The 12,641-nt window shown below is 30.7% G+C and carries 13 protein-coding genes; 6 read left to right on the forward strand and 7 right to left on the reverse strand.

The window, feature by feature from the left end; translation table 11 throughout:
* Positions 1 to 53: 53 nt before the first annotated feature.
* Positions 54 to 1,019 carry a tRNA dihydrouridine synthase DusB gene (dusB, locus tag AACL19_RS04005; protein ID WP_339045234.1) on the reverse strand — a complete coding sequence of 322 codons (966 nt, stop codon included), beginning with the start codon at positions 1,017 to 1,019 and terminating at the stop codon, positions 54 to 56.
* Between the two features lie 134 nt (positions 1,020 to 1,153).
* Between dusB and AACL19_RS04010 the strand changes: the two genes are divergently transcribed.
* A complete protein-coding gene (locus AACL19_RS04010; protein WP_339045235.1) occupies positions 1,154 to 2,152 on the forward strand; it encodes a hypothetical protein in 999 nt (332 codons plus the stop codon).
* A 158-nt stretch (positions 2,153 to 2,310) separates the two neighbouring features.
* On the opposite strand, the gene AACL19_RS04015 is transcribed toward AACL19_RS04010, so the two are convergent.
* Together AACL19_RS04015 and AACL19_RS04020 are read right to left on the reverse strand one after the other, a co-directional pair.
* Positions 2,311 to 2,724: a ferredoxin family protein gene (locus AACL19_RS04015; protein WP_339045236.1), complete on the reverse strand. Its 414-nt coding sequence runs from the start codon at positions 2,722 to 2,724 to the stop codon at positions 2,311 to 2,313.
* Positions 2,725 to 2,797: 73 nt separating this feature from the next.
* Positions 2,798 to 4,231: a proton-conducting transporter membrane subunit gene (locus AACL19_RS04020; RefSeq protein WP_339045237.1), complete on the reverse strand. Its 1,434-nt coding sequence runs from the start codon at positions 4,229 to 4,231 to the stop codon at positions 2,798 to 2,800.
* Positions 4,232 to 4,364: 133 nt separating this feature from the next.
* Here AACL19_RS04020 and AACL19_RS04025 point away from each other — a divergent pair, with 133 nt between their 5' ends.
* Both AACL19_RS04025 and AACL19_RS04030 read left to right on the forward strand, forming a co-directional pair.
* On the forward strand, positions 4,365 to 4,682 hold the full coding sequence (locus tag AACL19_RS04025) for an NADH-ubiquinone oxidoreductase subunit NDUFA12 family protein (protein WP_339045238.1): 318 nt from the start codon (positions 4,365 to 4,367) through the stop codon (positions 4,680 to 4,682).
* Positions 4,675 to 5,124 (forward strand): outer membrane lipid asymmetry maintenance protein MlaD, encoded by a 450-nt coding sequence (locus AACL19_RS04030; RefSeq protein ID WP_339045239.1) that lies wholly within the window; start codon positions 4,675 to 4,677, stop codon positions 5,122 to 5,124. Before AACL19_RS04025 ends, AACL19_RS04030 begins: the two co-directional genes overlap by 8 nt.
* Positions 5,125 to 5,319: 195 nt before the next feature.
* On the opposite strand, the gene AACL19_RS04035 is transcribed toward AACL19_RS04030, so the two are convergent.
* Positions 5,320 to 5,493: a hypothetical protein gene (locus AACL19_RS04035; protein ID WP_339045240.1), complete on the reverse strand. Its 174-nt coding sequence runs from the start codon at positions 5,491 to 5,493 to the stop codon at positions 5,320 to 5,322.
* 563 nt (positions 5,494 to 6,056) lie between these two features.
* Positions 6,057 to 6,296: a hypothetical protein gene (locus AACL19_RS04045; protein WP_339046726.1), complete on the reverse strand. Its 240-nt coding sequence runs from the start codon at positions 6,294 to 6,296 to the stop codon at positions 6,057 to 6,059.
* Positions 6,297 to 6,458: 162 nt separating this feature from the next.
* Here AACL19_RS04045 and AACL19_RS04050 point away from each other — a divergent pair, with 162 nt between their 5' ends.
* Both AACL19_RS04050 and AACL19_RS04055 read left to right on the forward strand, forming a co-directional pair.
* A complete protein-coding gene (locus tag AACL19_RS04050; protein WP_339045241.1) occupies positions 6,459 to 6,656 on the forward strand; it encodes a hypothetical protein in 198 nt (65 codons plus the stop codon).
* Positions 6,657 to 6,816: 160 nt separating this feature from the next.
* Positions 6,817 to 7,968 (forward strand): hypothetical protein, encoded by a 1,152-nt coding sequence (locus AACL19_RS04055; protein ID WP_339045242.1) that lies wholly within the window; start codon positions 6,817 to 6,819, stop codon positions 7,966 to 7,968.
* A gap of 273 nt (positions 7,969 to 8,241) precedes the next feature.
* Here AACL19_RS04055 and AACL19_RS04060 read toward each other — a convergent pair whose 3' ends face one another.
* Complete coding sequence (locus tag AACL19_RS04060) at positions 8,242 to 9,480, reverse strand: hypothetical protein (RefSeq protein ID WP_339045243.1); 1,239 nt, start codon at positions 9,478 to 9,480, stop codon at positions 8,242 to 8,244.
* Between the two features lie 87 nt (positions 9,481 to 9,567).
* On the reverse strand, positions 9,568 to 10,896 hold the full coding sequence (gene miaB, locus AACL19_RS04065; protein WP_339045244.1) for a tRNA (N6-isopentenyl adenosine(37)-C2)-methylthiotransferase MiaB: 1,329 nt from the start codon (positions 10,894 to 10,896) through the stop codon (positions 9,568 to 9,570).
* A gap of 182 nt (positions 10,897 to 11,078) precedes the next feature.
* Here miaB and secD point away from each other — a divergent pair, with 182 nt between their 5' ends.
* On the forward strand, positions 11,079 to 12,608 hold the full coding sequence (secD, locus tag AACL19_RS04070; protein ID WP_339045245.1) for a protein translocase subunit SecD: 1,530 nt from the start codon (positions 11,079 to 11,081) through the stop codon (positions 12,606 to 12,608).
* Positions 12,609 to 12,641 lie beyond the last annotated feature (33 nt).

Genomic DNA, 12,641 nt, shown 5'->3' on the forward strand with positions numbered 1-12,641 from the left:
CTATATTTCCACTTTTAGTTATACTTAACAAATAAAAATAAGTTTTAGCTTTTTTAAATAGAATTCATAACTCGACTAAAAAATTCTATTGATCTTTCTCTTACTTCTTTTGCATCAGTTAAACGATTGATTGTAAAGCGAAACTCAGCAGAACCAACAAATCCACCACTATACCAGCCTATATGCTTTCTTGATATTTTAACTCCTGCATCTTCTCCATAATAATCAATATTATCATCATAATGTTTAATTATTAGTTCTACTTTTTCTTTTGCTGTTGGTTCTGGTAACTCTACACCTTTTGTTAAGAAATTTATTGCTTGATTTATAAACCACGGCCTACCATATACCCCTCGCCCTATCATCACCCCATCTGCACCAGAGTCTTTCAGTGCTTGCCTCATATCATCTGTAGTTTTAATATCACCATTTACTATTACTGGAATTTTGACTTTTTCTTTAACTTTCTTTACAAACTGCCAATCAGCCTTACCTTGATACATTTGTGCTCTTGTGCGTCCATGTATTGTAATCATTTGCACTCCAAGCTCTTCAGCAGTTTTAGCCAGGCGATCTGCGTTTCGATGCTCGTAGTCCCAACCTGTGCGCATTTTAAGTGTAACGGGAATTTTGACAGCTCTAACCACGGCTTCAATTATCTCTGCAGCTTTCTTTTCATCGCGCATCAGTGCTGATCCCGCATAGCCATTGACTACTTTTTTTACTGGACAACCAAAGTTCATATCTATAATTTTGGCTCCCATATCTTCATTGAGCTTCGCCGCCTCTGCCATAACTTCTGGCTCGTATCCTGCAAGTTGCACAGAGGTATTTTCATCAACTTGTGCTTTCTGCAAACTTTGCTTGGTCTGCATTATCATTGCTCTGCTTGCTATCATCTCTGAAACTAAAAGCCCTGCACCCAATTTGTTAACTAAAGAACGAAATGGTAGATCAGTTACCCCGGACATAGGTGCTAAAATAACAGGGGCATCAAGTATAAAATTTCCAATTTTCATTTTCTAAGCTAGAAAAAGATAAATATATAAAAAAACTATATTCTAATATATAAAAATCTATTTAAGACTAATATCTTTACTCTTTATCTAAACTAATTTATCATAGTATAAGTTTATTTAGTATGGAGAGATAAATGCTTAATAGTAGATTAAAAGATAATGAAAATTTTATATATTTGTTAAAAGAATATAATTGTCCAGAAGAAGTTATCAGTGGAATATTGAAATTTAGCGATAGAGATTTTAACTTACTTTTAAGCAGAATTAAGGATCAATCTGATTTACTAACTGCGTTGATAGAAAATGGGTATGGTAGTGAAGCTTTTAAAAGTGTATTTTGTCAAAAGGATGATGAAGTATATAATACCTTTGTGAAATACAAAGAATTTATTATTTTGTTATTGGAAAATAAGTGTGAACTAAAAAGCATAGAATGCGTATATGATCTTGTAAAATATAATACTAAACCTCATCGTATAAGAAACTTGCTTGAGAAATGTTTTCCTGTTATCACAACAAATTTTATGGGGCATTGTAGTGAGATTAACATAGCCACTGAAGTATATGATTATTTTGTTAATCGCAAAAAAATTGTTTCAAAGCTTTCTTCTTTGCTTCAATCTTCAGAGATATTTAAAAGTGCGTGGGAATTTATATCTAGTAACAACATTAAAAGAATAAACGCATTTAGAGAAAACCCACAATTGTTTTATCTTATAATGAAAAATGGGATTATTAACAACATAGCGCTTAAAAGGTTATTAGAAAGAGATGATTATAAGAATCTTAATATTAGAGACAATAAACAGTTATTAGACTTCTTGCTTAATGAAAAGCTAATAGCTTTAGATCAGGCAAAGCAAGGTTTCGTTGCTAACTATCTACTATTGCCTAATTTATTGAGAACTGGTAACATAATAGTGTCAGAGTTGCAAAATAAATCTATTGAAGAAATCACTCAAAAAGTAAGAGCGTTAGCTGAAGAACAAGTGAATAAAGATCTAGGAGAATTAAAACTTCCATCTAATTTAACTGAACAAGCTAGCTTTTCATACATTAAAAAAAGTGTACCACCATTACAAATTTTTGCTGTAGTTGCAGCAGTAGAATATTCCCAAAATAGAAATTTTTAGAAGCAGTAAAAATCACTAGTCTAGGACAATCAGCTCAAAGTGCTATCAGTTAAGCATATTTGCAAGCACGAGTACAGCTTCTTTGAAGAAGCTGTGCACTTTACATTAATAGAATTATTCAAAATTTTAAATCTATTGTGTTAGGTCTTTTAAAGGAGCTAGCTAATTTTTTCTTTAAAATCTTCAATTTCCTCTTGATCTTGTAGATTTTCTATGAAATGGTCTAATTTATCTTGCTTATTTTTGTATTCTTCAGCTGTATCCATTTCTTTCTTTTTAGCTGTAATATTGGGCCATTTTTTTGCGTATTCAGTATTGAGATTATAAAAAAGCTTAAGCATTCTTTGTTCTTTTGCTAGCAGATCATCAGTTCGATCTAAAATATCTTTTACTCCATCGTCAGTAACAATTGCATCTATTGGGCACTCTGGTATGCATACCCCACAGTCAATACATTGGTCTGGATCTATAACCAACATATTTTCCCCTTCGTAAAAACAATCAACAGGGCAAACTTCAACACAATCTGTATATTTGCATTTTATGCATTTTTCTGTAACAAAATGCGTCATGTAAATGTTAAATAAATAATATTCTAAATTAAAGGTATATTTTATTAATTCAAGATTTTTTTGATTTAGAGAATTACTGAAGCAAAAAGGTAGAAATCTTATCTGCAATATCTACAATTGGTTTGCTATATATACCAAATATTACCATTGGTATAATCATAAACCATGAGCATAAAAGCATTGTAATTGGAATTTGAGCAATTCCTACCTCTTGGCTAGTTTTTAGACACATTTTCTCAATTGCTTTCCAAATATATATCACTGATAAGAATGACCCCAAGACAAAAATAACAAGAGGTGCCCACAAACTGGAGTTAATAATTGACTTAAGTAAATACCACTTAGCAACAAAACCAAAGGTAATTGGTACGCCTATAAGACTCATACCTAATATAATAAATATAGAAGATCTGTTTAAGTTTTCTATATTGGTTGTACCTGTTTTATAAGAGGTACAACCAATTACCATAAATAGTGCAGATTTTACTATACTATGGCTTATTATGTGAATAATAGCGGCGGTTAGGCCTGCCCTAGAATTTAAACTAATTCCTAAGATAATATAGCCAATTTGAGCCACACTTGAATAAGCTAGTAACTTTTTTAAATCTTTTTCTACAATTGCTAGCAGCCCACCAAAAACTATTCCGCACAAAGCCAAGATTAATAACAAATGGGTCAGATATGGTGGGATGAATAGCGAGCTTGCATAAAAAATTGAATAATAAATTCTAAGGAGAACATAAATCATAACTTTAGTTGCAGTACCAGAGAAGAAGATAGTAACAAAACTAGGAGATGCGCTGTAAGCGTTAACTAACCAACGATTTAAAGGAAAAAGTGCTATTTTAACTAATAAACCAATAACGATAAAAATGAACCCCGATTGTACGATAAGACTATTTTGCAGATGTGAGACTTTTAAGGCTAAGTCGGATATATTAAGTGTTCCAGTTGCTGAATAAAGTAATCCCACTCCAATTAAGTAAAAAGTTGCACCTATTGTACCATTTATTAAATATTCAAACGATGCAGTTAAAGACGATTTTTGTCTACCCATTGCAACTAATATATATGATGAAAGAGATGATATCTCGAGGAATACGTAAATATTGAAAACATCATTTGTGACTAAAATCCCTATAAATCCACTTAAACAAAACAAAAATATAGAATATAAACCTGCTATTTTACCTTCATCTATCTCTTTTTTATTTATGTAAAATCCATACAGTACGCTCATTAGAGATATAAAGTTAATAAGGCATAACACTACCGCATTAAATAGGTCAATTCTCAGCTCTATTCCATACGGAGCTATCCATCCGCCTACGTTGTAATTTATAATTTCCCCGTTGTATGTCTTGCATAAAAGCAATGATGAAACAAATAGGGTAGTAGAAGTTGTAATAAAAGATAAAATCCAAGATAATTTGTGATTATTGAACAAAAAACAAAGGATTGCAGAAGTTAAAGGTATTATAACTTGCAAAATAGGCAATATCACGTTTTAAAAACTATTTTAAACTAAAAATATACTTTTAAAGTGTAAAAGTGTAAAATAATTTTACTTATAGAAAAGTTAAGAAATTTATTGTATTTTATTTGTGCAAATTTTTGTACCAAGGGAGGAAAAAATCATGGCATTTTCTGATCAGGTAAAATTCCTCTTTAGAAAAAACAAAACACTGGTGGGAAAAGATGAGTACGGTAATACTTACTATGAGATAAACGACAGAGAAACTAAAAAGAGGTGGGTTATATACAACAAAATTGAAGATCCAGCTAAAATTCCCCCAAGATGGCATCTTTGGCTTCATTATACTAGTGATAATGTTCCAAAAACACAAGACAGTTTGATAAGATGTATAATTGATCCTGTAGGGATACATAGTGACACTAATCACTACCTCTCAAATAATAATATAACTTATAAAAGCTGGAGTCCAAATGACTAAATCTAATATTACCGAAGCAGTAATAGGATTATTTGTTTTAATTTTTGTTGCTGTGATAGCTTTCTTTATTTTTGATAATTTAAAAACAAATCATGATGATTGTTATCAAGTAAATGCCCTATTTTCTGATGTGACAGGTTTAGATGTTGGTAGCAGCGTCAAGATTTCTGGAGTTAAGGTTGGGGTAGTTACTAACATATCTCTTAAAAAGGAGGGTTATATGGTTGAAGCTGGTATGTGCATCAATGAAAATATACTGCTACCAGTTGATAGTATTGCTAGAGTAACTAATAGCAATCTTTTAGAAAGTAAATTTGTCAATATATATCCTGGATCAGAGGATGATGTGATTACAAATAATGGTATTATCGAAAACACTCAATCTGATATGGGTATAAGCAAATTAGTTGATAAAGCTATTTCTTCATTAATGAAGAAATAGAATTTAAAAAAGTAGTTAAATCTTGAATTTTTACCAAAATTATAATCAAAAATTAGTAATGTTAAATTCCTTTGCACTGCACTTATATTGTGCTCCTTATAATTTATTCAAAAAAGTTATAAATTTTTATTAGAAAAAATACTATGATGTTCTCTCAATACAAGAGAGAACATCATAAATTCTTTGATAAAACTACTAAATAAGATCGTTATATTGATCTTCCACCAAATTAAAAAATCCCTGATTATATTTTCCTATATTTTTAAGAAAATTATCCACATGGTCCCTAGCTTCGTACATATCTTCATACACAGTATCGGATAATAACGACTCAAGATCTCCTTTATGTTTTGATTCAAGAAATTTCACAGCTTGCTCTGGTAAGCCACCATGATTACTCTTTCTAGCTAATATTTTCTCTAGACCTAATTTTTTATCCTTAATTATTTTAAAGTCACTCTTGTCATCATTGTTATTCTGAACAAAACCATATTTATCATTTAAATCTGCAATATAGTTTGCTATCCTAACCTTGAGCGGTCCAGATAAAGCTTTTCCCCATTTTCCGTTACTTTCAATTAAGGTATAGACAGCTCCTTGCTTTATGCTTGGGTTAAGGCATCCTGTTTTTTGTATTTCTAAATGAGAATATATATCAAATTCATCTTTATCTTCTACAAGAGCAAAGTATTTGTTTTTCCTTATAGAATGAACACTGTTTTCTTTTAAATACTTTTCATACTCAGATCTAGTTTTAGAGCTTATATTAGGGATAGATCAAAAAAGGTAGTCCCCAACCACTTCATGAAGTGGACATTTGGTTGTAATAATGAATAAAATTCCAAATAGCACCCACGTGATTGCTCAACTTTTTAGAAAATGATAAACTGATTAATCGACCAATTCTCTGTCGCATTGTGCAATTAAATCTCTCAATGTGGTTTGTAAATCCAGAACCTTTGCCAACTTGTTGAAAAAATTGCAGCATAAGAATCTAGCTTGTCCGCAATAAATATACCTTCTCTACTATACATTTCTGGTATACTTTTAAACAATTTGATCGCATCTTCAGTGCCACGGTTTCCTATATGCGCACCTATTATTTGCCTAGTTGCCACCCAGCCAAATCCACGTCTTATTTGCCTTTTTGCCAACAAAACTCCATATTTCATTGCATTCCACTACTATTTTGCACTCACATTTGTTTAAGTTGCCTGGTTTCTTTAATTTTTTTTACGTTATTGTACTTTTTATTTACATGGTTTTGTAGATGTATTTTTGATATACTATCGATATCCCAGCTATTGATATTTTTTTAAGCAAAAGCGCATTTGATGGCTACTTTCCTTAAAAGTGCAAATTTCCTTGGCATCTTAACCCACAGCTGGCAAAAAACTCATGATGAAGAAGTAGAAAAATTGGTAGAACAAAGAACACAATTCAAGAAAAACGGTGATTTTGCCACTGCTGACGTCATACGCGCTGAACTCCTCAAAAAAACATATTATTATCTGATCAAAAAGATTATCTGATCAAAAAGATGGCACTACAAGGTGGTATAGGAAGTAATATTATTTTGAAATGTAAACATATAAATATGCCAGTGTACAAAGACTTGTCTAAAATGATAAGTTTTAACTTTTCTTTTTATATATTTAAATTAACATAAAATCACTTTATGTAGTATGGGATATGTTTAGTAAGTTAGAAGATAACAATGACTTTTCAAATTGGCTAAAAATCAATGGGTATGAAGATAGTTTTCTTAGCTCTATTAAGCTTGATGATTTAGATTTTAGATGTTTAAAAAAAAGTTTTAATACAAATAAAGATCTATTAGATTTAATGGTGAAGAATGGATATAAGCCTGTTAATGAGTATATTCTTGGTAACTTTTTTGGTATCAAAATTCAGGATTGTAGATATATTTTTGTAGAGGGTAAAGGTAATGTTTATTTTAAATTATATAAAGACTTTATCATAATGTTACTAAAGGAAGAATTTAGTAATGATTATTTATTACAAATACTCAACCAATTTGTACAATGCCATTTTTATGTGATTAATAAGATTAATAATGAAATGGAAGATGAATATAATGGAAGGTATTGTCTTGATAAGAATATAAACAGCAACAAGATGTTAGTTGAATATAAAGGTACCCTCTTACTTTTTTGCAAATATTCTCTTTCATACCTTCGTTTTATTTTTAGCGAAATTCTTCATGAAAGATACTGTAAGTTAGATAGATATGAAAATAATTTATTATTATTTCATTTATCATTGCAAAATGGTTTGCCATATGAGTTAATAGATAATTTATTCAGTATAAAAAGTTTTGAAGAAATCAAGACCAAAAACAATAAAGAATTATTCGCCCTTTTAATTGAAAAAAATATTGTAACTTTCAGTCAAAATGAAAATAATTTTATTATCCAAGATTCACCTATACTTAATTTACTTGTAGTAAATACTATTAAGGTTTCTGATTTATTAAGTTTTTATAATAATAGATTCAGATTGACAAAAAAAGATATTGAGAAAAAAATAAATGAAGTAAAAGGGGTAGTTAAAAGAAGAATAGAAGAGGTTCAAACTCAGAGCAACTTGCCAGATAGATGTCCTTCCAAAGCACCAAGGTTAGCAAAAGAAGTAATTAGAAAATTGGGACGTAATCAAAATGAAGTACCATCATTAATGACTCTCTCTGTAGGTGCAATACTTAATTCACAAGAAAAGAAAATACTTGAAGAACCACAAATAGAAGAAGTAAAAGCCCTTCTCAAGAGAAACGGCAAAATGATGGTGCAGCATATAGATAAATATTTCTCAAGCAAACGTTGAGTTTAAAAAGCCTATTTACCATCTCCCATTCTTCTTACAAAATGTACTTCTTCTTTGCATTTTTTGTAAATTGTTTACCGCATTCTTTGCATTTATATTGCTGTTTTCCGCTTTTTAACTTGCCGTTTTTAACGCTATTTCCATTACATTTGTTACACTTCATTTCTAGTATAGTTTTGTTTTAAACTATTTTTTAAGTGCAAAATACCATGCTTATCATGAATTGTTTGGCACTACCTGCAATTTAGCTTGCATGTTAATTATTAAATATTTCTAAGCCTCAACAACTTGTTGCATCATCAACACATCACTTAAAGCAACATTTATCAACTTAGTAGGAATAACACTTAAATCCTCTGGTTTTGCTTTACTTAACTCTTTTGCAAAAGCACAAAGTCTTTCTTCGTTAGAGAATATAAACTCTATTAAATACTGACCACAATTTTTTGATTTTAATATAGTATTAAAAACTTGCCGGTTGTTTTGGATCTTACTTAGTATACCATGGTTATCAAGTATTGTTCTGATTATATTTGATTTATCATAGGTATTAATATTCGGTGCCTTAAGTATTGAATACAATATATTATGATTAACTGATTTTAATCTTCTGCTAATATGGCCTTCAGTATCATCACTATAATCTTTAAAAATTCTCTTCAGTACACTAGCACCATCATTTAAGACTAACAATTCATCTAAAAGCCATTTATTTTCTATAATGTTTGTGTAAAATTTTTGATCACCTAAAACTTCCATAACTAAATATGATGCGGGCAATTTTTCTAGTAATCTGCAACAAACATCTGGTGCTTCCATTATCCTTGCAAATATCTCATCATTATCAAAAATATCCTCAATCCAACCTTCATATGGATACATTGCTTTATCAGTACTAAACGTTATCTCTAATATTTCTTCTAGAACATCTATGTGCTTTCTAATCTTATCAAATCCCCTTATACTGTTAAAAACATTCTTAACTAAACATGGAAATTGGTGTTCGTGGCTCAACTTAAGTAACATATCAAAAATATCAATGTTATTTTCTATAATACTAAAACACTCTTGATCGTAAAAAACTGCTCGGATTGAATCTTCATTAAGTTTGTTATGCTCTAATATTTTTTTAAAAATACTTTTGTTCTTTTTTATCTTCAAAAGAACATTTCTATCACTAAACACTGTTTTAATGAGTTCGATGTTGATGCTATCTTGATGTGCACGACTATTTCTGTTTTGTATCTTTAAACATTCCTCAAAGATATCTAAATTATTCTTGATACTATCTAGGTTTTTATCAAATATCAATTTTATGACATAATCATTAAAAAACTTGCCTGACTCTATCAATATGCTTAGTATATCTAACCCATTTCTTAACCTGCTGAGGCGTTTTTCATCTCCAAAGACAAATTGTATTGCTCTATCATTTAAATAATCCAGTTGTACTAACCTTATGACAATATCTTGATTGTCATTCATGTTGTTTATAATGCTAACGCTATGCATGTTGTTATCCCCCGATAACTAAAAACTTTGATTTCTCAAAGCTCTAAGTTGAGTATACCAATTTTAATATTTTTTTTAATCTTTTCTTTAATTAATGTTTACTACTTCTCCAGTTAAACTATTCTGACTAGCTGCAAGTATATTAATGTCTATTATCCTGCCACAGGATTTACCTTCTGTATCAAAAATACAAACAGATTGCATATATGGAGTTTTGCCAATGATTTGATTTTTATATTTACCTTTCTTACCATCAAACAGCACCGGTAAAGTTTGACCTATCATTTTTTTATTATATTCCAGTTGTTTTTCACTGATTAGCTTTTGTAGCCGTGCTAAACGTTCAGTTTTTATTTCTTCTGATACTTGATCTTTGCGCTCTGCACCGGGAGTGCCTGGCCTTGGGCTATATTTAAAACTGTAGCTCTGTGCAAACCCTACCTTTTCAACTATTTTTATAGTTTCTTCAAAGTCTTTTTCTGTTTCACCAGGAAACCCAACAATAAAGTCAGAAGAAAATGCTATGTTAGGTTTTAGCTTGCGTAGGTTATCAATAATATCTAAATAGTCAGACGCAGTATGCTTCCTATTCATAGAATGTAGTACTTTATCAGAGCCAGACTGCACAGGTAGATGCAAAAATGGCATAAGTTTAGGCTCCATTGCATGAGATTCATACAAAGTTTGGTGCATATCTTTAGGATGAGAAGTTGTGTAGCGAATACGCTCCAGTCCCTTTATCTTAGCTAAATGACTAATAAGTTCACCCAGCGTCCATGACCTTCCATCACACTCACCATGATAAGCATTAACATTTTGTCCAAGTAATGTGATTTCCTTTACTCCGCTCTCAACTAAGCTTAATGCTTCACGAAATACTGCATTTACTGGACGTGAATATTCTGCACCACGAGTATAAGGCACAACACAGAAAGTACAAAATTTATCACACCCTTCCTGGATTGAAAGAAGTGCAGATATACTTTGATTCTGTTTATAGTAAGGTAGTTTATCAAATTTAGATATCTCAGGGAAATCAATATTAATTGCTCTGCCTTTATCACGTTCTGCTTTCACTATAAGTTCTGGTAGCGTATGTATGCTTTGAGGACCTACAACAACATCAACAAACGGTGCTCTACTAAAGACTTCTTCACCTTCTGCTTGTGCCACACAACCAGCAACAACTATTGTGATATCTCCCTTTTGTTTTTTCAATTTATGGATTTGCCCAAGTTCTGAATATAATTTTTCTGCTGCTTTCTCTCTTATATGACAAGTGTTAAGTACAATTAGGTTGGCATTTTGCATATCTTCAACAACAGTAAACCCAAGTGGTTTAATTATATTTTGCATAAGCATTGAATCATAAACATTCATCTGACAGCCATAGGTTTTAATATATAAACCTCTCACCTTAAATACCTTCCATTAAGAAAATAACATCTGTATCTATTTTAAAGAGCAAACCTAAGTGTTCAAGTTAAACAACTAACTTGAAAAATTTTGTAAAGCTGTGTTTTTTATAACATTATTTATAATTTTACTTTTTTGCAAAGTTGTGTATATAGCTATAAAAACTTTTGTAAAACTATAGTATGCCATCTGCTTTAAAGGTTAAAGCTGCTTTTATATTTTTTATATCTATTGTTTCATTATATTTAGTGTTACCAAACTTTATAGATAGCAAGCTACTTGTTTTAAAAAATAAAATGAATTTGGGCCTCGACCTTAAAGGAGGGGCTTATCTACTACTGCAAGCAAACCTTGATTTTTACGTTAAAGAGAAATTAGATAGTATTGCTAGTGAAATAAAAGAGGCATTAACTAAAAAGAAGATAAAATATGATAAGCTTGATTATAATAATCAAGTTCTAACATTAGTTTTAAAGGAGAAAAATGATTATCACAATGTGATACAGGAGATAAAAAAGATCAATAGTAACATAGAATCATCACATAAAGATACTACGCTTTTTCTTTCATATAATCAGAATTACAAGAATGTTCTATATCATGATGTAATGCTTGAATCAATAGCTAATGTACAGCGGCGTTTGGACAAAATGGGCACTAAAGAAATAAGTGTACAAAGACAAGGACAGGACAAAATTTTAGTACAAGTACCAGGTACAAATGATACAGAACAGATAAGATCAATGCTAGGAAAAACTGCAAAACTTACTTTTCATCTGCTAGACAATAATGTAAAAAAAATAGAAGAGATAAATAAGGTTACTACTTTTCTACTAAATGATGAGTATGGTAATTCATATCCAGTATTACGCAGAATTGAAATTAGTGGTAATTCATTGGCAAATGCAACTGTAGGCTTTGATCCCATTGGTAAGCCAGTTGTAAACTTAAAATTTGATAATGTAGCTAGTAGGCAATTTGCCAAAATTACTAAAGAAAACGTAGAGAAACCGTTTGCAATTATTTTAGATAATACAGTACTTACTACTCCAGTAATCAGGGAACCAATAACTGGAGGACAGGCATCAATAAGTGGTAACTTTACGCTAGATCAAGCTAATGAGCTTGCAATACTACTTAAATCAGGAGCGCTGCCAGTTCCATTAAGTATCATTGAGGAAAAAAGTATAGGACCAAGCCTTGGCCTAGAGTCAATTATAAGAGGTGAAATAGCAGCACTAATTTCTGTTGCTTCTGTATCACTGTTTATAATAATATCTTATGGACTACTCGGCATTTTAGCTTCCATAGCACTATTTTTTAACGTAGTTTTTATTTTACTGATTTTAACTTTGCTTAAAGCCACTCTTACTTTACCTGGAATTGCTGGTATTGCCTTAACTGTTGGCATGGCAGTTGATGCAAATATTTTAATATTTGAACGTATTCGAGAAGAAATTAAATTAGGAAAAAAGATAATTAGATCTATTGAAGAAGGGTTTAAAAACGCAATTAAAGCAATACTAGACTCTAACATCACAACACTTATTGCTGCGGGAATAATGTTTGCAATTGGTGATGGGCCGATCAAAGGTTTTGCTGTTACCTTGTCAGTTGGGATATTATCCTCTATGTTCTCAGCAATTACACTAACAAAACTACTGATAGACCTATGGGTCCAGTTTTATAAACCTAAGGTTTTTAATATTTAGTATAGTTATTAATATCTTAATAACTATACTGTA

This window comes from Candidatus Mesenet endosymbiont of Agriotes lineatus, assembly GCF_964019585.1.
Classification (GTDB): domain Bacteria; phylum Pseudomonadota; class Alphaproteobacteria; order Rickettsiales; family Anaplasmataceae; genus Mesenet.